Annotated in this window: 22 protein-coding genes and 1 riboswitch; of the genes, 19 read left to right on the top strand and 3 right to left on the bottom strand. The window is 44.5% G+C overall.

The annotated features are described in order from the left end of the window. The first annotated feature begins 13 nt into the window (after nt 1-13). The 11 genes from MHI21_RS14170 to MHI21_RS14120 all read left to right on the top strand — a co-directional run bounded on the left by MHI21_RS14170 (nt 14) and on the right by MHI21_RS14120 (nt 9,334). On the top strand, nt 14-493 hold the full coding sequence (locus tag MHI21_RS14170; protein ID WP_023988985.1) for a hypothetical protein: 480 nt from the start codon (nt 14-16) through the stop codon (nt 491-493). 40 nt (nt 494-533) lie between these two features. Then, nucleotides 534-929: a hypothetical protein gene (locus MHI21_RS14165; protein ID WP_134903844.1), complete on the top strand. Its 396-nt coding sequence runs from the start codon at nt 534-536 to the stop codon at nt 927-929. A 1-nt stretch (nt 930) separates the two neighbouring features. Beyond that, the gene (locus MHI21_RS14160; RefSeq protein ID WP_342418399.1) at nt 931-1,485 is read left to right on the top strand and encodes a hypothetical protein; all 555 of its coding nucleotides are present in this window, start codon (nt 931-933) and stop codon (nt 1,483-1,485) included. Then, on the top strand, nt 1,472-2,461 hold the full coding sequence (locus tag MHI21_RS14155; protein WP_342418398.1) for a hypothetical protein: 990 nt from the start codon (nt 1,472-1,474) through the stop codon (nt 2,459-2,461). The genes MHI21_RS14160 and MHI21_RS14155 overlap by 14 nt, the downstream gene beginning before the upstream one ends. Nucleotides 2,462-2,645: 184 nt before the next feature. Continuing rightward, nucleotides 2,646-4,199: an ABC-F family ATP-binding cassette domain-containing protein gene (locus MHI21_RS14150; protein ID WP_023988981.1), complete on the top strand. Its 1,554-nt coding sequence runs from the start codon at nt 2,646-2,648 to the stop codon at nt 4,197-4,199. A gap of 93 nt (nt 4,200-4,292) precedes the next feature. Continuing rightward, a riboswitch (TPP riboswitch) is annotated at nt 4,293-4,401 on the top strand. A gap of 264 nt (nt 4,402-4,665) precedes the next feature. Next, nucleotides 4,666-5,259 (top strand): thiamine phosphate synthase, encoded by a 594-nt coding sequence (locus tag MHI21_RS14145; RefSeq protein ID WP_165177024.1) that lies wholly within the window; start codon nt 4,666-4,668, stop codon nt 5,257-5,259. 64 nt (nt 5,260-5,323) lie between these two features. Beyond that, nucleotides 5,324-6,472: a glycine oxidase ThiO gene (gene thiO, locus MHI21_RS14140; protein WP_342418397.1), complete on the top strand. Its 1,149-nt coding sequence runs from the start codon at nt 5,324-5,326 to the stop codon at nt 6,470-6,472. Continuing rightward, nucleotides 6,469-6,672 (top strand): sulfur carrier protein ThiS, encoded by a 204-nt coding sequence (gene thiS, locus MHI21_RS14135; RefSeq protein ID WP_061831499.1) that lies wholly within the window; start codon nt 6,469-6,471, stop codon nt 6,670-6,672. The genes thiO and thiS overlap by 4 nt, the downstream gene beginning before the upstream one ends. A gap of 2 nt (nt 6,673-6,674) precedes the next feature. Beyond that, complete coding sequence (locus tag MHI21_RS14130) at nt 6,675-7,442, top strand: thiazole synthase (protein WP_254349647.1); 768 nt, start codon at nt 6,675-6,677, stop codon at nt 7,440-7,442. After that, on the top strand, nt 7,439-8,500 hold the full coding sequence (locus MHI21_RS14125; protein ID WP_342418396.1) for a thiazole biosynthesis adenylyltransferase ThiF: 1,062 nt from the start codon (nt 7,439-7,441) through the stop codon (nt 8,498-8,500). The genes MHI21_RS14130 and MHI21_RS14125 overlap by 4 nt, the downstream gene beginning before the upstream one ends. 141 nt (nt 8,501-8,641) lie before the next feature. Next, nucleotides 8,642-9,334, top strand: a complete 693-nt coding sequence (locus MHI21_RS14120; RefSeq protein WP_342418395.1) for a response regulator transcription factor — start codon at nt 8,642-8,644, stop codon at nt 9,332-9,334. 64 nt (nt 9,335-9,398) lie between these two features. Here MHI21_RS14120 and MHI21_RS14115 read toward each other — a convergent pair whose 3' ends face one another. Both MHI21_RS14115 and MHI21_RS14110 read right to left on the bottom strand, forming a co-directional pair. Then, nucleotides 9,399-9,896, bottom strand: coding sequence for a C40 family peptidase (locus MHI21_RS14115; RefSeq protein WP_028541710.1), 498 nt, complete (start codon nt 9,894-9,896; stop codon nt 9,399-9,401). A 280-nt stretch (nt 9,897-10,176) separates the two neighbouring features. Continuing rightward, nucleotides 10,177-10,818 (bottom strand): thiamine diphosphokinase, encoded by a 642-nt coding sequence (locus MHI21_RS14110; RefSeq protein WP_023988974.1) that lies wholly within the window; start codon nt 10,816-10,818, stop codon nt 10,177-10,179. 148 nt (nt 10,819-10,966) lie between these two features. Between MHI21_RS14110 and MHI21_RS14105 the strand changes: the two genes are divergently transcribed. Then, nucleotides 10,967-11,431 carry a low molecular weight protein-tyrosine-phosphatase gene (locus MHI21_RS14105; protein WP_023988973.1) on the top strand — a complete coding sequence of 155 codons (465 nt, stop codon included), beginning with the start codon at nt 10,967-10,969 and terminating at the stop codon, nt 11,429-11,431. Nucleotides 11,432-11,570: 139 nt separating this feature from the next. Here the strand turns inward: MHI21_RS14105 and MHI21_RS14100 are convergent, their stop codons facing one another. Then, nucleotides 11,571-12,305, bottom strand: coding sequence for an alpha/beta hydrolase-fold protein (locus tag MHI21_RS14100; protein ID WP_061831494.1), 735 nt, complete (start codon nt 12,303-12,305; stop codon nt 11,571-11,573). A 255-nt stretch (nt 12,306-12,560) separates the two neighbouring features. Between MHI21_RS14100 and pdhA the strand changes: the two genes are divergently transcribed. The 7 genes from pdhA (at nt 12,561) to MHI21_RS14065 (ending at nt 21,066) form a co-directional block, all read left to right on the top strand. Next, nucleotides 12,561-13,628 carry a pyruvate dehydrogenase (acetyl-transferring) E1 component subunit alpha gene (gene pdhA, locus MHI21_RS14095; protein ID WP_165177010.1) on the top strand — a complete coding sequence of 356 codons (1,068 nt, stop codon included), beginning with the start codon at nt 12,561-12,563 and terminating at the stop codon, nt 13,626-13,628. A gap of 100 nt (nt 13,629-13,728) precedes the next feature. Continuing rightward, a complete protein-coding gene (locus MHI21_RS14090) occupies nt 13,729-14,709 on the top strand; it encodes an alpha-ketoacid dehydrogenase subunit beta (protein ID WP_039271308.1) in 981 nt (326 codons plus the stop codon). A gap of 34 nt (nt 14,710-14,743) precedes the next feature. Next, nucleotides 14,744-16,357 carry a 2-oxo acid dehydrogenase subunit E2 gene (locus MHI21_RS14085; RefSeq protein WP_165177008.1) on the top strand — a complete coding sequence of 538 codons (1,614 nt, stop codon included), beginning with the start codon at nt 14,744-14,746 and terminating at the stop codon, nt 16,355-16,357. A gap of 3 nt (nt 16,358-16,360) precedes the next feature. Beyond that, nucleotides 16,361-17,782, top strand: coding sequence for a dihydrolipoyl dehydrogenase (lpdA, locus tag MHI21_RS14080; protein ID WP_061831492.1), 1,422 nt, complete (start codon nt 16,361-16,363; stop codon nt 17,780-17,782). A 258-nt stretch (nt 17,783-18,040) separates the two neighbouring features. After that, the gene (thyA, locus tag MHI21_RS14075) at nt 18,041-18,835 is read left to right on the top strand and encodes a thymidylate synthase (RefSeq protein WP_341161273.1); all 795 of its coding nucleotides are present in this window, start codon (nt 18,041-18,043) and stop codon (nt 18,833-18,835) included. A 17-nt stretch (nt 18,836-18,852) separates the two neighbouring features. Further along, nucleotides 18,853-19,341 (top strand): dihydrofolate reductase, encoded by a 489-nt coding sequence (locus MHI21_RS14070; RefSeq protein ID WP_341161274.1) that lies wholly within the window; start codon nt 18,853-18,855, stop codon nt 19,339-19,341. A 237-nt stretch (nt 19,342-19,578) separates the two neighbouring features. Continuing rightward, entirely contained in the window at nt 19,579-21,066 is a 1,488-nt protein-coding gene (locus tag MHI21_RS14065; protein WP_061831490.1) for a glutamate synthase subunit beta, read from the top strand. Nucleotides 21,067-21,349 lie beyond the last annotated feature (283 nt).

The following is a 21,349-nucleotide window of genomic DNA, read 5'->3' as shown; positions in this document are numbered from 1 at the left end:
AGGAGAAAAAAATATGAATAACGCATCAACAGCTTTAAAGGTAGCCGCTGGGATATTTTTGACCATCGCTCTAATTACGATTGTAGTTATACTGTTTATTTCAGCCCAGGAGGCGACTAAAACGGCACAAAACAATTTTGCTGATATCCAGACCGAATTGTCTCAAGCCTCTTTTACGGTATATGACGGCACAACGATTAGCGGTTCCCAGGTGACCAACGCGCTACGGAAGTTTCAGGGGAAGGATCAATTCGGCATTCAGATTAAAACCGGTAAAAATATGGCAGGCCAGTGGTACGGTAATGCTCTGAACATTAGCCCAGACAGTGAACAGTATGGCGCAGTGAATGGTGGCAGTGATAAGACAGGGAAAATCACGAATACGCTTAATGAGAAAGAGAATGAATACGTAAATCCAAGTGGCAAATTCAAGGCTGAAATCGTAAAGGACAAATCGAACGTTGTCCGTGGGTTGTTGTTTACCCAGTCCTAAGCACTACAGCAAAGATAATAATCATAAGGGGGATGAGAGTATGTCTGATCACGCTGCAAGTATGCTGCTGCTTGGTGTGTCAGTTATTCTGTTCATAACCGCATGTGTAACGGCAGCAGACTTGTCCAGCCAGCTGGATGGTGCACTGGAATTAAGATCACAGCAAGAGGAGCATTCTGAAGGGCGAATAGCCCGTACTGTTGGGGTGGGATTGCCGGAACGGATTAAAGGAACTCAGGTCATACAGGCAATTCGCATGAACTTACAGGAGGGGATTTCGATTCAAGTCGACGGGACAGAGTACGATGTATATTCTGAACCGTTTGAGCCTGATGTATCTACCCTGGATGCTTCCTCTTTATATTCCATGTACCCACAGCGTAATGGGAATGGGGACATAACATCTGTACGTTTTGAGAAATTGGGGGAAGACTGAAGTGGTTCAAACAATATCCAAGTTGTTGGGGGCGCTGCTCGCTGTATTGCTTTTGTACATCGTACCCGCAGCTCAAGCTGCTGAACGGCAGGATGATATATCCGGGTTAAATACATATCATTCAACTGTACGTTTTGTTGATATGGTAAGAACCAAAGGTTACATTACACCGACGATGTATAACGATTTTATGCGTGATCTGGAATTGACAGGCAATACGTACGAAGTTGACTTGGAGCATATGCACAAAAAGTATGTACCGGACTATGCAGATGCCGCGAAGCCAGACAGTTTTCTGGGCAATTATGAATCTGTATATGATGGGTACTATAATCCGCAAATCTTGCCTGTACTGTTTCCTGGCAATCAGCAGCCAAAATCAGATCAGACACGTCGGTATACCTTGATGGCCGGGGATTATTTTACGGTCCGGTTACATAATACGAATCGGACTCCTGCGGACTTGTACAAATCATGGCTTCTCGGTGGGGCAAATAGCGGCAAGCCGGCAGTTACAGCTTCTTACGGGGGCATGGTTCTGAATGAAGATTACTGATTTTGCAGTCATATTTATACTTTTGTTCTTGCCCTTTGGTGTAGTTAGTGACCTACGGGTGCAGAATCAGCGTGATGTGCAGCAGCTAGAAATGAAATATACGTCGGCTCTTCGTACCGCAGTTCAGGATGCAGGGGTCGTGCTCTCACAGAATGAACGTCAGGAACGCGAGGCCGGATACGGATCGGATAAGTTTTTTCGTGTAGATAAAGAAGCAGCGCTGCACACGTTCCTGCACACCCTTTTTCTTAATATAGGCATTGATGAGGATATAGTAGCACAACGTGCATTATTGGATTACATACCAGTCATTGTAATTCTGGATTATGACGGTTATTATGCGTTCACTTCAGAAGTCTATACAGACGAGCATGGACAAGCTGCTATTGGACACAAATGGAGCGAAAAAAAGCCATATGCCTATGTTGATTCAGTAGGCAACAGTGTGGGGTTCACCTTGGATAATTATGTACACGCATACGATGCGCGGAATCACAGGTGGGTGGAGGGCTTTCAAAAGGAACTTCAGGATCAGACTCCTATATCTTTACTGAATAATTCAGAAACTTTTGAACAAATACGTCGTTCCACCATTGTTGGCAGCGTCCAAGAGGACCTGGCGCGAATTATTAATGTCCATAACGAAAAAGCTGCACGTAACGGCATATCCTATACATTCACACTACCGATCATTCCGCAAGAGGAGTGGTACAACACGGTAGATGATGTGGGTCTGATCGCGTTTATCCAGGGCATTCCGGTCGGAGACAGGTATTACAATAACTATGGATTTGGTGGTGGGAGAGTCGTCAGAAAGCAAGACATTATCGGTGGCATAGAACTAGATACTGGAATGAAGTATTTTTATAGAGATTCATGTCCAGCTCCCTTTAAAGCTAGTGAACGTTTTACGAATGAGAAGTCTGCAGCAGCTGCGGGATACTTTGAGTACAAATGTTATAACGGCTTAAAATAATCACCCTCATGGGTGGTTTTTGTTTTTTTAGGCAGATCCATACCAAAAAACCTTAAAATTCACTGTTTTCAATATTCCGATATGGTTGCAGAATGTGCTACAATAAAGCTTTGAAAGAAACGAAATGCATATGAAATAAGAACAGTCGGCAACGCCGATGACAATAAGGAGCCAAAAACAGCTTATGAGTTTATTGACTGTAGAAAATGTATCCCACAACTTTGGGGACCGCGCATTATTTAAAAATGTTTCCTTTCGATTGCTTGCGGGGGAACGTGTAGGTTTGGTAGGAGCTAATGGTGTTGGTAAATCGACACTCATGAACATTCTCACTGGAAAATTGCTTAAGGATGAGGGTAAAGTGGAATGGACTCCACGTGTACGTTACGGTTATCTGGATCAGCACACCAAGCTGACACCGGGCAAAACGGTACGTGATGTATTAAAAGACGCTTTTCTTCCTTTGTTGGAATTGGAAAAGGAAATGATGCAGATTACTGACAAAATGGGGGATGCTTCTCCTGAAGAGTTGGAAGTGTTGCTGGAACAGATGGGTGAAATTCAGGAGCAACTGGATATGGGGGATTTTTACCTCATTGATGTGAAGGTTGAAGAAATGGCGAATGGACTAGGTCTGTCGGCCATAGGACTGGATCGGGATGTATCTGCACTTAGTGGCGGGCAACGGACAAAGGTGCTTCTTGCTAAGTTGCTGTTGGAAAAACCGAATGTCCTGCTCTTGGATGAGCCTACCAACTATTTGGATGTAGAGCATATTGAATGGCTTACGCGCTATTTGAAGGATTATCCCTATGCTTTTATTCTTATTTCACATGATACTGAGTTTATGAACCAGGTCGTTAATGTTATTTACCATCTTGAATTTGCCAAGATGACCCGTTATTCAGCTAACTATGAAAAGTTTCTTGAAATGGCGGATCTGAACAAAGCTCAGCATATTGATGCTTATGAGAAGCAACAGGACTTTATTAAGAAACAGGAAGATTTTATTCAGCGTAATAAAGCGCGTGCTTCTACCTCAGGCCGAGCAAAGAGCCGTGAAAAGCAGCTTGATCGGATCGAACGTATTGATAAGCCTGAAGAAGCCGCAAAACCAACCTTTCAATTCAAAGAGGCACGTGCAAGCGGAAAGACGGTATTTGAGGGTATTGATTTTGAGATTGGTTATACACATGCCCTTTTGCCTAAAATGTCCATGACGATTGAACGTGGCGAAAAAATTGCAATTGTTGGCTACAACGGTGTCGGTAAATCGACATTGCTCAAAACCATATTGGGAAAAATTCCGCCAATCAGTGGAAAAACCTATCAAGGTGATTTTTTGCAGCCCGCTTATTTTGAGCAGGAAGTAAAGGCAGAGAAAATTACACCGATTGACGACGTGTGGAATGAATTTCCGCATTTGAACCAGCATGAAGTACGAGCGCATTTGGCGCGCTGCGGTTTGAAAAATGAGCATATCACACGTCCGCTATCTGCGCTTAGTGGTGGAGAACAGGCTAAAGTCCGTCTTTGCAAACTGTTAATGCGTGAAAGCAACTGGGTATTGTTCGATGAGCCTACCAACCACTTGGATGTTAAAGCAAAGGATGAGCTGAAACGTGCCTTGAAGGAATACAAAGGGACGGTATTGCTTGTATCTCACGAACCGGACTTTTACGAGGATTGGGTAACCAAAACGTGGAATGTGGAAGAGTGGTCAAGTAAAGTTAACTAAAATCAGTTAAATCCAGTTCTGCATATTTCACACGAAGTGGGGTTTGCAGAATTAGGAAAATATGCTAAGCTATCTATAGCTTATACAATAAAATAGTCACACTAGGGGAGCCGCCCATGCGGCTGAGACGGAATAAATGGATTTCGGACCCTTTGCACCTGATCTGGGTTATGCCAGCGTAGGGAAGTGAGCGCCGTACAAACAAGGCAACACCATCTTTATTTTGTTTGTGCGTGGGACGATACACGTATACGGATATCATGGTCCGTTCGATTATTGGACGTTCGTTAAACCACTTCCTTGGGGAAGTGGTTTTTTTGCGTTTCGTTCATTTTAAGTTGTTCGAGCTTCCGTAGACGGATTCACATACAATCCCCTTTCATTACTGCTGGTAGACGTGGCTGCTAAGCTTAAATCCTTTAATCCAATGTGAGGTGAAGACAAAATCGAATTACACGCAATTTCGATGGAAAAGGGCACTATTGCACAAGCCGCCCGAGTGGCTGCTATGATTTGTCCGTATGTTCATTATGTACACGCACGTTTAAAACAGAATGGTGCCTCTGCATTGCTTTCTTTGACTCGCAGCATGGTGGAGCAGGAAGTTCCTTTGCAACAAATTGTAGTAAATGATCGTGTGGATGTAGCTTTACTTACTTTGGTTGGAACCGTCCAGCTACCAGCTAATGGATTACCTGTTGTGGATGTGAAAGGCCTACTTTCAAAGAGTACACGCTGTGGAGTGTCTGTGCATTCCTTGGAGGAGGCGCAGACTGCCGAGCAGGCAGGAGCAGACTATGTACTTTATGGTCACGTATATGAGACCCATTGTAAGCCCGGTATTGTACCGCGGGGTTTAGCTCAGCTTGAACATATTTGCAGGCTGTCGAACATTCCGGTGATCGCGCTGGGCGGCATACAACCGCACCATATCCCGGAGCTTTATATGGCCGGAGCAAGCGGAATTGCGGTGATGTCTGGTATATGGGAGGCTGAGTCGCCCGTTGCAGCTGCGATGGAATATAGGCGAATGGCAGATCTTGTAGTTCACAGCCTGTAGCGAGAAAACGAGAGTAGAGGCAAGCTGAAAGCAGAATGGTTTATGGAGAGGAGACACGGAACAAATGCTAAAGATACACACAGAGGCAAGAGCGATAGGACATGCTGAATGCTTGGTCATAGGTGGAGGTGTCATCGGCAGTTCCATTGCTTATCATGTGGCCAAGGAGGGAAGAAGTACGATCATGCTGGAACGATTGATCCCGGGTGAGGGAGCCTCAGGAGCAGCGGTTGGAATGCTGGCAGCGGAAAGTGAAGAGTTCACCGACTCTGAGCTGGCACGATTTGCTCGCAGAAGTCGAGATGCATTCCCTGAGCTTGTCTGTGATCTGGAGCGTTTGTCGGGTATTTCGGTGGAATTCCGTACAGAAGGATTTGTGACCCCTTTCCGTACGGAAACTGAAGGCCAAAAACGCTGGAAAGCTGCTAAAACGCGAGAGTATGATTGTCCTATCTGGTGGGATGCGAGGGAATTGGCCCGACGAATTCCAGGTTTGGATGAACAAGCGATCGGAGCAATATATCGTTCAAAGGAGACACAAGTGGCTCCTGTCCAGCTTTGTCGTGCTTATGCAGGTGCTGCTGCGGTGCTGGGAGCAACGGTATGGTCTGGTACACGGGCAGAGCAACTGGTCATACAGGATGGTCGAGTTTGCGGTGTCCGAACAGATAGCGGCTTTTTTTCCTGCGATCAGGTCATTATTGCTGGAGGCTTGGATAGCATGAAATTACTGGCGCAGGTTGGGTTTGAATATCCACTTTATCCGGTCAAGGGCGAAGCAGTAGCGGTCTCCTTGAAGGATCACCCATTAGAATACACCATTTATGCTGATGATATTTACCTCGTGCCTAAACAGAATAACGAGCTTTGGATTGGGGCAACGAGCCTTCCGCATCAATATGACGAACAAGTGACCGTAGGAGGCTTGAAGGGCTTGCTGGCACGTGCCTCTGCCTGGCTGCCGCGCGTCCGTGAAGCTTCTTTTATACGCACTTGGGCGGGCTTACGTCCGCAGGCTGCATCAGGTTACCCTTTTATAGGCACTGTTCCTGAGGTCGAGGGCGTATATGCTGCAGTCGGGCATTATCGCAACGGTGTCCTGCTGAGTGATGCTACCGGGCGTGCGATGGCAGCTATGCTTAGCGGGGCTGGTGCAGCAGAACTTGGGATAAGTAGTTTTTCTTCTGAGCTCCTCAAGGAGAAAAGCTTATGAAGCTGACGATTAACGGCCAGAGCATGACCTTTTCTAATCGAATCACTCATGTGAATCAATTGCTACATGAGCTTGATGTAAAGGTGAAAACCGTAGTGGTGGAGCTGAATCGGCATATATTGAGCCGTGAAGATCATGATGAAGCGGTACTGAAGGATGGAGATTGCCTAGAGATTGTACATTTTGTGGGAGGCGGTTGATTATGTTAACCATTGGAAAAGCATCTTTTACCTCGAGGTTGTTGTTGGGAACAGGAAAATTCTCTGATCTGGATATCCAATCCCAAGCCGTAGAGGCTGCTGAGACGGAAATATTGACGTTTGCTGTACGGAGATTGAACTTGGAGGAACGGGATAAGCAGCATTTTCTCGATATGCTGGATTTGAGCCGGTATACACTTCTTCCCAACACAGCAGGGGCTACAACAGCAGAGGAGGCGATTCGTATTGCCAAATTGGCAAAAGCCTCCGGCCTGTGCGATATGATTAAGGTGGAAGTCATTGGGGATAGCAAGACACTGCTCCCTGACCCTTTTGAAACGTTGAAAGCTAGTGATAAGCTGTTAGAAGAAGGCTTTATCGTGCTGCCCTACATATCGGACGATGTGATTCTAGCAAAGAGGCTACAAGAGCTTGGAGTACACGCCGTTATGCCTGGAGCTTCACCGATTGGTACAGGACATGGTTTGCTCAATCCGTTTTCATTAGAGCTAATTATTGAACAGGCGGAGGTTCCGGTTATTGTCGATGCGGGTATTCGCTCACCCGGTGACGCGGCAATGGCGATGCAGTTAGGGGCAGATGCTGTTTTGTTGAACACAGCCGTATCAGGAGCGAAGGACCCAGTAAAAATGGCCGAGGCCATGAAACTGGCTGTTCGTGCTGGAAGGTATGGTTTTGAGGCGGGGATGATTCCTGTAAAACGTTACGCTTCAGCAAGCAGTCCGACAGAAGGTATGGTTCAGGCATGAAGGTAACTGACAAATCCGGTGTAGGAGAAACACATCCAAGTGACCGTTATTCCAGACAGGAAAGATTCGCGCCCTTTGGACCGACAGGACAACGCCGGCTTGCTTCTTCCCACGTACTAATCATAGGTGCCGGAGCGTTAGGTACAGGTATTGCGGAAACGCTCGTTCGTGGGGGCGTAGGTACAGTGAGCCTCGTAGACCGGGATTATGTGGAATGGAGCAATTTGCAGCGCCAGCAGCTTTTTCAGGAAAGTGATGCTGCGCAAAGATATCCCAAAGCAGTAGCTGCTCAGCGAAGATTAAAGGATATTAATTCTGAAACGGTTATACACGGACATGTACTGGATGTTGGGGTGGAAGAGTTGGAAGAGTTGATCCAGGGGGTAGATCTCATGATGGATGCAACCGATAATTTCGATACCCGACTTCTTATGAACGACATGGCACTCAAGCATCGGATACCTTGGATTTATGGGGGATGTGTGGGCAGCTATGGTGTAACCTATACCATCTTACCGGGTCAAACGCCTTGTCTTCACTGTCTGCTGGGAACTGTACCGTTTGGTGGGGAAACCTGTGATACCGCCGGGATTATTCCGCAGGCCGTACAGATGGTCACGGCTAACCAAACTACGGAAGCTTTCAAACTTCTTGGTGGATATCCAGAAGATTTGAGAGGAAAGCTGCTTTCGTTTGATTTGTGGAACAATGAGTATGTTACGATAGCAGTAGATAGTCTTAAAAAGGAGAATTGTCCTTCTTGCGGCAACCAACCGACGTATCCCTACTTGTCGGCCTCTCATCGGCAGAAGACAGATGTTTTGTGCGGTAGGGATACCGTTCAAATTAGACCAGCAAACCCGACACATCTGAATCTTGCAGAAATAGCAGATAGATTTGCTTCTTTGGGAGAAGGAAAAGTAGAGCAGAATCCGTTTTTGGTTTCCTTTAGTACAAGCGAGTATCGCTTGGTTGTTTTTGCAGATGGCAGAGCGTTGATCCATGGGACAAAGGACGTGGCAAAAGCAAGAAGTCTGTATCATCGCTATTTGGGTTAAACCATGAAAGCAGAAAGCCATTCTTTTGGAGAATGATTTTCTGCTTTTTTGTTACAATAATATTAATATGCTTTAATGGCTTATAACAAACTTGTTCGTATCCAATATGTAATGCTATATCCAAAACAGGTGGGTGAAAAGATGAGCCCGTTAATTTTACTTGTGGATGTAAATGAAGCGTCTGCCGTATTTGTTCATCCATTGGAGCAGGCAGGTTATCAGGTGATTCATGTTAGCAATACGACAGATGCAAGCTCTTATGTAGCCCATAATCCTGTGGATTTGTTACTACTCAATATAGGAGATGAACCGACGGATTCACATGGCTTACTTCGCACATTGCAGCAATACCATCCTCATGTCCCGCTATTTGTTATGACTTCATCAGATGAGGAGGACCATATTGTTTCCTGCTTTGAACAAGGAGCACATGATGTGATCGTCCTGCCCTTTTATCCTAGAGTTTTTCAGGCTAGAGTGGCTAATTTATTACGGATTTTTGGTATTGAACGTGATGTGAAAAGGGCAATCGAGGCGGGTGATTTACATATAGACAATGCAAGCAGAATGGTGAGCAGAGGGGAACAAAAGCTGGAATTAACTCCGAAAGAATTTGATCTTTTGCTTCATCTGGCGATACATCTTAACCAAGTTTGTAGCAGACAGCAAATTCTGAAGGATGTTTGGAAACATGATTATATCGTTGATACGAACGTAGTAGACGTCTATATCAGACATTTGAGGGTTAAAGTAGATAAAGGATATAAGTTTAAAATGATCCGTACGGAACGAGGAATTGGCTATTCACTCAGAACACCAACCGTATCAGAATAGCATAAGGCATATAAAAAAAGCCGGAACTTTCGTCCCGGCTCGCTATTTCATAATGAGTTTCATACTACAGCACGCGGCGTGCTTTAATGTATGTTCTTTTCCAGTTGCCGGAGTTCAAATCGGAGATGGTCACGCCAGGTCCGCCGTAAGTGTGTAAAATTTTACCCCCGCCCATATAGACTGCTACGTGGGTAATGTTGCGTCCTGTGGCACGGCTACCGCTTGAAAAGAACACTAAGTCACCTTTTTTCAAATTGGACTTGGATACGGCATGTCCGACTTTAGACTGTTGAACAGAAGTACGTGGCAAATCCACTCCGTATTTCTTGAATATGTGCTTCATGAAAGAAGAACAGTCAAAATTACGTGTAGTGCTCGTGGAAGCTCCAAACTTATAAGGAGTTCCCATATATTTTTCACCGTAGTTAATTACTTTTTGGCCTACTGAAGTAGTAGTGGCAGCTTGTGCCGTATTTGTTCCCTCAATTGCAAAAGTACCAAAGCCGATAGTGGCTGCGACCCCTGCTATAATTACCTTTTTTATGATTTTCTGCATATTCATGTTGTAAGTACCTCCAGAAATTGATTTGTGCAATATTTTGCTGAGTTGCTAACTAACTGACAGCGTTGAGTATAACAGTTTTGAAACCGCCTAATAGTTGGAAAAGAACTCTCAAATGCTTGAGGGACAAGACTTACACAGCGATTATTAAAAAACGATTAAAAATTACAATTTGTAAAAAATATATCGATTCATAGATCTCTATAAACGGAAAAACCCTTGTTAATCAAGGGTTTTGAGTGAAAGAACAATCTGAACAATGGTTACAACAATGTCATAATTAATCCTTGCTTTGAATAACGAGTAGTAGACCGCTTTTGATGGAAATCGTACCTTTTGAAGCCGTTAGCTTATTACTGACAGCACGCGATTGTCCCATTTTGAGGGTGGCATTATGTAGCGGATACATAAATCCTTCCAGTTGTATACCTGTTACTTCGGAAGTCATAGGAAGCAGCGATGTATATGTATAGCCCATAGGCTGGATCTCAAGCGTTGATCCGGTGAGCTCAATATAATTATGTGCGTCCATAATAGCGCAGCTAATATGATGCTGCATTGCGCGTACCAATATTTGAACATTAGCTAATGTGTGATCCATCCGGGTGCCAGTCACACCAAGCAACAATACATGATCTACGTGCTCGTCCATAGCGATTTCCAAAGCAAGCTCAGTATCTGTTAAGTCTTTAAGTACTGGATCACACGCAATCATACGTTGGCTTGCTAATTCTACCTTTTCTTTTTCCTCTGGTGTGATCGAATCAAAATCTCCTACAGAGACATGTGGTGTAATACCGTGTTCGATCAGGAAAAGAGCACCTTTATCTGCACCTATAATAAAATCATCGGGTTGTATTTGATGTAAATCTTCTTCATTAAGACGACCGCCTGAAAATACAATCGCTCGTTTTTTTGTCATAATCAACATCCTTTCTTTCTGATACGATCCTATATATACCATCGTTTTTAAGTATACCGCGTTAAATATGGCTTGCACAATTTTGGAGGACACGGATACAATGAAACAGAAAAAAGGAAGTGTAACGTGTAATAGGAAGGAGAACGAAATGATTAACGTTTTGTTTGTATGTTTGGGCAATATTTGCCGCTCTCCGATGGGGGAGGCGATACTGAGACATAAGGCGCAGGAACGGGGATTGGGTGCAGAAATCGGGGTAGACTCGGCCGGGACAGGCGACTGGCACATCGGAAATCCCCCGCATGAGGGAACACTAAAGCAACTTAAGCTGCATGGAATCAGCGAACAAGGCATACAGGCGAGGCAAGTAACGGGCCGCGATTTTGACGCGTTTGATTATATTGTGTGCATGGATGACTCCAATGAACAAAACATGCGTAAGATTGCAGGTGGGGCGGAGGCTGATATTCTAAAATTTATGGATTTGCTCCCTCAAGAAAAATTAAGAGAAGTACCCGACCCGTATTTTACAGGGAATTTTGAAGAGACCTATCGATTAATGGACGCAGGGTGCGACGCCTTGCTGGACAAGATCATAGAAGAAAAGCTATAATGTGAACGAAAGATGACGGCAATAATTGCCGTTTTTCGTTATACTTTTTTGAAAGCGCAACCAAATTGCATTAAAAAATGAGGAAGGAGCTTTATGACCTAGTAGGTCAATGCTCCATTCCCTATAGAAGAATTTTTACTCAGGCGCGATCCAAAAAATACATTAGCGCGTCAGGCAACTCGTTTTGCCAAAAGCCCCACAAATGTTTGCCATCCTTTTCACGGTAAGAAACTTCAGCGTTCCGTTCGCGCAGCAAATCTGCACATTGACGGTTAAGTTCTACAAAGTTGTAAATGCCAGTATCACTCTCAAATGCATCTTCCTGAAGGCCAACCGTCATCCACACCCGCAAATGAGACAGATCTTTCTCACGGGCGATGATTTCCTGGGAAGCTTCATAGTAAGCACCTGAGAGGCTGATAATGCGGTTGAACAGCTGAGGATACATCAAAGCCAAATGCAGAGACACACTGCCTCCCAGTGAATCCCCCGCCAAAATGCGGGACGCTGCATCTTTTCTTATAGGATACTTTTGCTCCACATAGGGAATAATCTCTTCCGCAAAACAGGTGGTATACGCCTCAAAACGATTGCCAAAGGGAGCGTACTCCTGAGTTCTGATTTTGGTATTCACTTCCACACCTACAATAATGAAGGGTTCGACGCCCTCATCCAGAATGAGGCGGTTGGCGTGAGTTGCAATGCGGCCAAAATTGAAAAATTCTTCTCCGTCCTGACAGTATACGACCGGGTAGCTCAATATTTCATTATAGCCGGGCGGCAAATATATCCGGAGAGTTCTGGTCTCGCTAAGAAAGCGGCTGTTTACTTCGTCTTTAAGGATGGTTCGTTTTAAATACCGAGAATCCGTCATTTTTCGTCACCTTTCTTGGGTATTATTTTGCATTCGGGATCACAATAAGTTAAGATTACCCTGATTGCAATAGATGTTTAAAATTTCAATCATGTACTAAGCTGTTATAGTAAAAAACATACCCTGTTACACACACAAAAATGTGGTAAACTCAAAAAAAATAACTAAATCTTTGACGCGAGCGATATAACAGGTGTATAATAATCCTATAACAGCGGAACTTGATATTCAAATTTTTTTGTTGAGGTGAAGAAAATGAGCAAGGTTCCTTATGAAGTTTACACAGAGGAAGTTGAGGCGCTGTCCGTACTTTCTCCGGATGGTGAAATTATCAATAAAGATATGTTGCCTAAACTTACAGATGATCAATTGAAAGAAATTATGTATCGAATGGTATTTACACGTACTTGGGATGACCGTGCCGTTAACTTAGGTCGTCAAGGACGTCTCGGTTTCTACGCTCCGGTATCCGGACAAGAAGCAACCATGATTGGTAGTGAATATGCGCTCCAAAAAGAAGACTTTATTGCTCCAGGCTACCGCGATATTCCGCAAATCGTTTGGCATGGCCTGCCATTATACCAAGCTTTCTTGTATTCCCGTGGTCATCAACACGGCGGCCAAGTGCCGGACGGTGTTAATGTACTGATGCCGCAAATCATCATTGGCGCACAAATTTTGCATGCTATGGGTATTGCTATGGGTTACAAACTGAAAAAGCAAAAACAAGTCGCCATTACATATACAGGTGACGGCGGTTCTTCCGAAGGTGATTTCTACGAAGGCCTGAACTATGCTGGTGTATACAAGTTGCCAGTTATTTTCTTTGTGCAAAACAATGGTTACGCGATCACGACTCCATTTTCAAAACAAACGGCTGCTCTTTCGATTGCTCATAAAGCAGTAGCTGCTGGTATTAAAGGCGTGAAAATTGATGGCATGGACGTGCTTGCAGTTATTAAAGCCGTTCAAGAAGCTGCAGAGCGTGGACGTAATGGTGAAGGTGCTACTTTGATTGAAGCCGTAACGTACCGTTTCCGTCCGCATTCCCTTTCTGATGATGCAACAAAATATCGTTCTAAAGAAGAAGAGGGCGAATGGAATGCGAAAGATCCAATTGCCCGCTTTGCGAAATACCTTGAGAAAAAAGGTCTTTGGAGTGAAGAAGATACAGCTCGCGTAAAAGAAGAAGCTAAGGCAAAAGTGAACGAAGAGATCAAAAAAGCCGAGAAAACAGAGAAAATGACAATTCCTGGCCTGATCGATAGCATGTTCGAAACAACGCCAAAGCACTTGGAAGAACAAAAAGCTGATTTTAAATAATTGAACTTGAAAGAGACCGGGCGGTAACCCGATCCGGTCTGCTTTTCGATTGACCTGAACTGAAATTGATCTGTCAATGTTTAAGGAGGAAATGAAGCAAATGGCACAAATGAACATGAAAGAAGCGATTCGTGACGCACTGCGCGTAGAGTTGAAACGCGACCCTAACGTCCTGCTTTTCGGTGAAGACGTAGGTCATGTAGGTGGCGTATTCCGCGCTACAGAAGGTCTGCAAAAAGAATTTGGCGAAGAACGTGTATTCGATACTCCGCTGGCGGAATCCGCAATCGGGGGTCTTGCTGTGGGTCTAGGTATCCAAGGCTTCCGCCCTGTAGCTGAAATCCAGTTCGTAGGCTTTATCTTTGAAGCACTCGATCAAATGGCAATTCAAGCTTCCCGTATGCGCTACCGTTCCGGTGGACGTTACAATTCTCCAATCGTATTCCGTACACCTTTTGGTGGCGGTGTTAAGGCAGCCGAGCTGCATACAGATTCCTTGGAAGGTCTTCTGGCTCAAACACCTGGTATCAAGGTTGTTGTTCCTTCCAACCCTTACGATGCAAAAGGTCTTATGATCGCGTCTATTCGCGACAATGATCCAGTATTTTTCATGGAGCATTTGAACTTGTATCATGCATTCCGCGCTGAAGTTCCTGAGAATGATTACACAGTTGAACTGGGCAAAGCTAACGTAGTTCGTGAAGGTTCCGATGTGACGATCATTACTTACGGTATGATGGTGCACACTTCGGTTAAAGCTGCTGATGAGCTGGAAAAAACAAAAGGTATCAAAGTGGAAATCATTGATTTGCGTACCATTAGCCCGATTGACATTGATACCGTTGTTGCTTCTATTCAAAAAACCAACCGTGCTATCGTGGTTCAAGAAGCGCAAAAGAGCTCCGGTGTAGCTGCTGAAGTTATTGCACAAATTAACGAAAAAGCAATCCTGCATCTGGAAGCACCTGTTCTGCGTGTAGCAGGCCCGGATACCGTTTATCCTTTTGCTCAAATTGAAGATACTTGGTTGCCAACGCCAACACGTATCATTGATGCGGTTAATAAAGTATTGGAATTTTAATTAAAGCACACCGTAAATTTGGGAGGTTTTAAACGTGGCTAAATTTGAATATAAATTCCCGGAGCTAGGTGAAGGTCTTCACGAAGGCGAAATCATCAAGATGCACATCAAGCCCGGCGACAAAGTAACAGATGAAGATATCATCATGGAAGTACAAAACGATAAGGCTGTAGTTGAAGTTCCTTGTCCGGTTAATGGTACAGTACAAGAAGTATTTGCCAAAGACGGTGACATCTTTAACGTAGGTCAAGTCGTAGCTGTAATTGATGCAGAAGGTGAACTTCCTGAACAAGAAGAAGCACCAGAAGCACCAGCTGCTAGCCCTGAGCCAAGTGCTGCTGCACAAAGCGGAGCTGCAGGTACAGCTAGATTTGAATATAAATTCCCAGAGCTGGGTGAAGGTCTTCACGAAGGCGAAATCATCAAGATGCACATCAAGCCCGGCGACAAAGTAACAGATGAAGATATCATCATGGAAGTACAAAACGATAAGGCTGTAGTTGAAGTTCCTTGTCCGGTCAATGGCACAGTACAAGAGGTATTTGCCAAAGACGGCGACATCTTTAACGTAGGTCAAGTCGTAGCTGTAATCGCTGCAGAAGGTGAACTTCCTGAACAAGAAGAAGCACCAGCTGCTGCTAAACAAGAACAAGATGCTGCACAAGGCGGAGCTAACACTAAACCAGCTGCAACTCCTGCTGCTTCTAACAAAGATGTACTAGCTACACCTAGCGTCCGCAAATTTGCTCGTGAGCAAGGTGTAAACATCGCTCAAGTGAGTGGCTCCGGCAAAAATGGTAAAATCACCAAAGAAGATGTAGAAGCTTTCAAAAATGGTGGAGGCCAAGCGGCTGCACCAGTAGCGAAAGAAGCTGCAAAAGCACAAGAGCCTGCTAAGAAAGAAGCGAAAGCTGCAGCAGCATCCGCACCAGCAGCAGATCCACGTGCTGAAGAAGAGCGCGTACCATTTAAAGGTATCCGCAAGGCTATTTCCAACGCTATGGTTAAATCGGCTTATACGGCTCCGCACGTTACGATTATGGATGAAGTAGATGTAACTGAACTGGTTGCTTTCCGTACTCGTATCAAACCAATTGCTGAGAAGAAAGGCACAAAAGTAACATACCTGCCATTCATCGTAAAAGCTTTGGTTGCTGCTTCCCGTCAATTCCCGGCTCTGAATGCCACAATCGACGAAGAAGCAAACGAAATTGTCTACAAAAAATACTACAACATCGGTATTGCTACAGATACAGACAACGGCTTGATCGTTCCTGTTATCAAAGATGCTGATCGTAAGAGTATCTGGATGATTGCTGATTCCATTCGTGATCTGGCTGTGCGCGGTCGTGATGGAAAATTGGCTGCGAACGAAATGAGAGGAAGTACAATTTCCATCACTAACATCGGTTCTGCAGGCGGTATGTTCTTTACTCCAATCATTAACTTCCCTGAAGTTGCGATTTTGGGTACTGGCCGCATCAGTGAAAAAGCAGTCGTGAAAAACGGTGAAATTGTAGCCGCTCCAGTAATGGCTCTTTCCTTGAGCTTTGACCACCGTATTATTGACGGTGCAACTGCTCAAAATTTCATGAACTATATCAAACAGCTGCTCGCTAACCCTGAGTTGCTTGTTATGGAGGTGTAATCAATGGTAGTAGGAGACGCTTCTCTGGATATTGACACATTGGTTATCGGTGCGGGTCCTGGCGGCTATGTAGCTGCCATCCGTGCCGCACAATTGGGACAAAGCGTATTGATCGTTGACAAATCTGAGCTGGGCGGTGTCTGTCTGAATCGTGGATGTATTCCATCCAAAGCTTTGATCTCTGCAGCTCACCAATACGAAGCAGCTAAACATGGCGAGTCCTTCGGTATTACGGCTGAAAATGTAAAAGTAGACTTTGCTAAAACACAAGAATTCAAAAACGGTGTTGTTAAAAAAATGACAGGCGGCGTAAGCGGCTTGCTCAAAGGCAACAAAGTTGAAGTTTTCAATGGCGAGTGCATGTTCATCAACGAAAACGAAGCGCGTGTATTCAACGAACATGAATCACCACGTTACCGTTTTAAAAATGCAATTATCGCAACAGGTTCCCGTCCAATCGAACTGAAACCATTCCCATTTGGCGGACGCATCCTGTCTTCTACAGAAGCATTGAACCTGCCTGAAATTCCAAAAAGCCTGATCGTAATCGGTGGTGGATACATTGGTGCAGAGCTTGGACAAATGTACTCCAAATTCGGTTCCAAAGTAACGATCATTGAAGGTATGGATACAGTGCTTCCTGGTTTCGACAAAGATATGACTTCAATCGTTGCGAAAAGCATGAAGAAAACTGGCATCGAAATCTTCACTGGCGCTAAAGCGGAAAGTGCAGAGCAAACAGATAAAGACGTAACGGTGAAATTCTCCGTTAACGGCGAAAGCAAAGAAGTAACTGCTGATTATCTGCTTGTAACTGTTGGACGTCGTCCAAACACAGACGGTGAACTGGGTCTGGATCTGATCGGCGTAGAACTGGATGAGCGCGGAATGGTGAAAGTTGATCACCAAGGACGTACTAGCATTCCTCACATCTTTGCAATCGGCGATATCGTAGCTGGTCTTGCTCTGGCACACAAAGCTTCTTACGAAGGTAAAGTGGCTGCTGAAGCAATCGCAGGCGAGCCGTCTGTAGTAGATTACAAATGTATGCCAGCTGTCGTTTTCACAGATCCAGAATGCTCCAGCGTAGGCTACACAGAGACAGAAGCCAAAGAAAAAGGCTACAATGTCAAAGTTGGCAAGTTCTCTTATGGAGCAAACGGTCGTGCGGTTTCCCTGAACGCTGCTGAAGGTTTTGTGAAAATCGTAGCTGACGCTGACACAGGTCTGGTACTGGGTACGCAAATCGTAGGTCTGGAAGCCTCCAACCTTATTGCTGAGCTGGGTCTGGCGATTGAAATGGGTGCTACACTCGAAGATATCTCCTTGACTATTCATGCTCACCCTACATTGGGCGAAATCGTTATGGAAGCAGCGGAAGTCGTGCTGGGTCATCCGATCCATGCATTGGCACCACGTCGCTAATACCATTTTTCATTATCTCGTTTTTGGTTTTCATACATGACAAAGAGAGGCAAGGAGCGCTATATCTGCGCTCTTTGTCTCTTTTTTTTCAAACTTTAGGATTTTCAGGACTACTATGAAAATTCACACAGTACATGGTCAACGAAGCACCGTACATGATAAACTAAATATAGATATTGGTGCAGAAAAAGAATTTTAAAGATTAGAATCTGGCGATGCCAGCCAGGTTTTTATTCATGCTCAAAGGAGAGGAATAACGTGCGCAACTATTTGGAACTGCTGGAGGATATTTTAGAGAATGGAGTAAAAAAAGAGGATCGTACAGGAACGGGTACACTATCTGTTTTCGGAAGACAACTCCGTTTTGATCTGGCCAAGGGCTTCCCCTTGGTGACCACCAAAAGAGTTCATTTGAAATCCGTTATTCATGAGCTGTTATGGTTTTTGCGGGGAGATACCAACATTTCTTATCTCAAGGAGAACGGAGTTACCATTTGGGATGAGTGGGCGGACGAGCAGGGGAATCTGGGGCCTGTATATGGATCGCAATGGCGCTCGTGGGAAACAACAAACGGGCAACATATTGATCAAATTGCGAATGTCATAGAGGCTATTAAAAACAATCCAGACTCACGTCGACACATCGTCAGTGCTTGGAATGTGGCGGAAATCGAATCCATGAAGTTGCCGCCATGTCACTTTGTATTTCAGTTCTATGTAGCTGGAGGAAAGCTTTCCTGTATGCTAACAATGCGTTCTGTGGATACCTTTCTAGGGCTGCCGTTCAACATCGCGAGTTATGCATTGCTTACGCATATGGTTGCACAGCAGTGTGGTTTGGAGCCCGGCGAATTTATATGGTCAGGCGGCGATGTGCATATTTATTCAAATCATATGCAACAAGTGCATACACAGCTGGAACGTGATCCTTATCCGTTGCCTCAGTTAAAAATTCTGCGCAAACCGGATTCGATTTTTGATTATACCTATGACGATTTTGCTTTTGAAAATTACGAGTATCATCCAGGAATTAAGGCGCCTGTCGCCATCTGATTAGAGGAGGTGGAAAAATGGGCATTTCAATGATATGGGCTATGGCACAAAATGGTGTGATTGGCCGGGATAACAAACTTCCCTGGCACCTCCCTAGAGACATGGCCTTTTTCAAAGAGCAGACGATTAATAAAACGGTACTCATGGGGCGCAAGACGTGGGAATCCTTTGGAGGAAAAAGCCTGCCAAACCGACGTAACGTCGTCTTAACTCGAGATCAGTGTTATCGGGTGGAAGGTGCGGAAGTGATTCATTCACTGGAAGAAGGGCTCCAATTAGCAAAGCAGGAGGAGCTAATGGTCATTGGAGGAGCAGAAATTTATGCACTGTTTTGGCCACATGCCGATCGGCTGATTGTGACTCGGATTGAGGAGACTTATGAAGGCGACACAACGTTCCCCGAGCTGGATTGGAACGGTTGGAATATAGTTAGTGAGACTCCGGGTATCAAGGATGACAGAAATCCATATGAGTACCGTTTTGTTGTTTACGAGAAAACGGAATAAGAATAGACTGTATCCGACCCCACTCATTTGAAAAATTAATAAACCATATAAAAAATCCTTTTGGTGTTGATGCAAAAAGTTGCATAAGTTTTCATTACTTTTACGCTGTATTGTGATACAATAAATCAAATTCAACGAGAACAGACCCTTTCATAATACAAGCAGACAAATTCGAATTTGACTTAAATTCTGAATGGATGATCGGGGTTCATAAGCGAAGAGATGGGGGAACGTAACATGTCTACACCAACTGGATTTATGGAATACACACGACAGCTTCCTACAGACCGGGACCCGGCAGAGCGTATAAAGGATTGGGAAGAATTCCATAAGCATATGTCTGAAGAAGAGCTGCGTACCCAAGGGGCGCGTTGTATGGACTGCGGAACTCCTTATTGTCATACGGGGATGGATATCATGGGAGCAACTTTAGGCTGCCCGGTTCATAATCTCATTCCGGAATGGAACAATCTCGTATATCGTGGTTTGTGGAAGGAAGCGCTAGAGCGGCTGCACAAAACAAATAACTTCCCGGAATTTACAGGTCGTGTCTGTCCTGCACCATGTGAAGGTTCGTGTACAGTCGGCCTGATCGGACAGTCTGTTACAATTAAAACCATTGAGGAAGCTATTATCGAAAAGGGTTTTGAGGAAGGCTGGGTTGTCCCTAATCCGCCAGAAAAGCGTACAGGCAAACGAGTGGCTGTTGTCGGTTCGGGTCCGGCAGGTTTGGCTGCAGCTGCACAGCTTAACAAAGCAGGGCACAGCGTGACTGTGTATGAGCGTGCAGATCGTGTGGGTGGATTATTGATGTATGGCATACCGTCCATGAAATTGGATAAGAAGGTTGTTCAGCGGCGTGTGGATTTGCTGGAGGCTGAAGGTATTCAATTCATCACAAACACGGAAATCGGCAAAGATATCCCTACCGATCAGTTGATTGCTGAATATGATGCTGTTGTCCTATGCGGTGGTTCTACGAAGCCAAGAGAATTCAACATTGAAGGTAGCGATTTGAAGGGTGTTCATTATGCGATGGATTATCTGAATGGTACCATCAAAAGTTACTTGGACTCAAATCTGGAAGATGGCAACTATTTGTCTTCCCAAGGTAAGGACGTTATTGTAATCGGTGGCGGTGATACGGGTTCGGACTGTGTAGCTACTTCTTTGCGTCATGGTTGTCGGAGTGTCACTCAATTTGGCACACACACCAAAGCGCCTATGGAGCGTGACCCGATTGCCAATCCTTGGCCACAATTTCCAAACGTGTATTCTCTTGATTATGCACAGGAAGAAGCGAAGGCGTTGTTCGGAGAAGATCCACGTGAGTTCTCCATCATGACGACCAAATTTGTAGGTGATGAGAACGGTAATCTGAAAGAGCTGCACACCATTCAAATTCAACGGATTGTTGATGAAACGGGGCGCAAAATCTATCAACCGATTCCAGGTACGGAGCGCGTATTCCCTGCACAAATCGCTCTTATTGCCATTGGATTTGATGGTCCTGAGCAAACGATTGTAGAGCAAATCGGTTTGGAGACGGATCGTCGTTCCAACGTTAAAGCACGTTATGGAAAATATGTTACTAATGTGGATAAGGTTTTTGCTGCAGGTGATATGCGTCGCGGACAAAGTCTTGTCGTGTGGGCTATTAATGAAGGTCGAGAAGCTGCACGAGAAGTTGATAAATACCTCATGGGCGCTACCGTTTTGGTGTAATTATAAATTTCATGTTACGGATCAGTCAAAGCTCCATCTTCGGATGGGGCTTTATTGTATTTCAAGCTGAGTCTGCCAGAAGCGAAAAATGAATAAATGATTATTGAGCTGTGAAACATTGTGAAATATATGTTATATAATATAACTTAAATTTAATCTTATCACCATATATTTCTTATCTAAATTGATCATAACATAAAAAGTGGTGTTTAGTGTAGATTTTTTTTATAGAAAAAAGGATTATTTCACAAGAAAATTAGATAAAAGTCGATGATTATGTAAT

The organism is Paenibacillus sp. FSL H8-0168 (genome assembly GCF_038592955.1).
In the GTDB taxonomy this organism is placed as follows: Bacteria; Bacillota; Bacilli; order Paenibacillales; family Paenibacillaceae; genus Paenibacillus; species Paenibacillus polymyxa_B.
The sequence above is the reverse complement of the archived record's forward strand: the minus strand, read 5'-3'. Positions and strand labels throughout refer to the sequence as shown.

Coding starts and splice junctions, on each gene's coding strand:
- MHI21_RS14110 (WP_023988974.1), bottom strand. CDS start 10,818: ATGACAAAAAAACGAGCGATTGTATTTTCAGGCGGTCGTCTTAATGAA.
- thiS (WP_061831499.1), top strand. CDS start 6,469: ATGAAGCTGACGATTAACGGCCAGAGCATGACCTTTTCTAATCGAATC.
- MHI21_RS14090 (WP_039271308.1), top strand. CDS start 13,729: ATGGCACAAATGAACATGAAAGAAGCGATTCGTGACGCACTGCGCGTA.
- MHI21_RS14115 (WP_028541710.1), bottom strand. CDS start 9,896: ATGAATATGCAGAAAATCATAAAAAAGGTAATTATAGCAGGGGTCGCA.
- MHI21_RS14165 (WP_134903844.1), top strand. CDS start 534: ATGTCTGATCACGCTGCAAGTATGCTGCTGCTTGGTGTGTCAGTTATT.
- MHI21_RS14120 (WP_342418395.1), top strand. CDS start 8,642: ATGAGCCCGTTAATTTTACTTGTGGATGTAAATGAAGCGTCTGCCGTA.
- MHI21_RS14150 (WP_023988981.1), top strand. CDS start 2,646: ATGAGTTTATTGACTGTAGAAAATGTATCCCACAACTTTGGGGACCGC.
- MHI21_RS14145 (WP_165177024.1), top strand. CDS start 4,666: ATGGAAAAGGGCACTATTGCACAAGCCGCCCGAGTGGCTGCTATGATT.
- MHI21_RS14130 (WP_254349647.1), top strand. CDS start 6,675: ATGTTAACCATTGGAAAAGCATCTTTTACCTCGAGGTTGTTGTTGGGA.
- MHI21_RS14125 (WP_342418396.1), top strand. CDS start 7,439: ATGAAGGTAACTGACAAATCCGGTGTAGGAGAAACACATCCAAGTGAC.
- pdhA (WP_165177010.1), top strand. CDS start 12,561: ATGAGCAAGGTTCCTTATGAAGTTTACACAGAGGAAGTTGAGGCGCTG.
- MHI21_RS14170 (WP_023988985.1), top strand. CDS start 14: ATGAATAACGCATCAACAGCTTTAAAGGTAGCCGCTGGGATATTTTTG.
- thiO (WP_342418397.1), top strand. CDS start 5,324: ATGCTAAAGATACACACAGAGGCAAGAGCGATAGGACATGCTGAATGC.
- MHI21_RS14065 (WP_061831490.1), top strand. CDS start 19,579: ATGTCTACACCAACTGGATTTATGGAATACACACGACAGCTTCCTACA.
- MHI21_RS14100 (WP_061831494.1), bottom strand. CDS start 12,305: ATGACGGATTCTCGGTATTTAAAACGAACCATCCTTAAAGACGAAGTA.
- MHI21_RS14155 (WP_342418398.1), top strand. CDS start 1,472: ATGAAGATTACTGATTTTGCAGTCATATTTATACTTTTGTTCTTGCCC.
- MHI21_RS14070 (WP_341161274.1), top strand. CDS start 18,853: ATGGGCATTTCAATGATATGGGCTATGGCACAAAATGGTGTGATTGGC.
- lpdA (WP_061831492.1), top strand. CDS start 16,361: ATGGTAGTAGGAGACGCTTCTCTGGATATTGACACATTGGTTATCGGT.
- MHI21_RS14105 (WP_023988973.1), top strand. CDS start 10,967: ATGATTAACGTTTTGTTTGTATGTTTGGGCAATATTTGCCGCTCTCCG.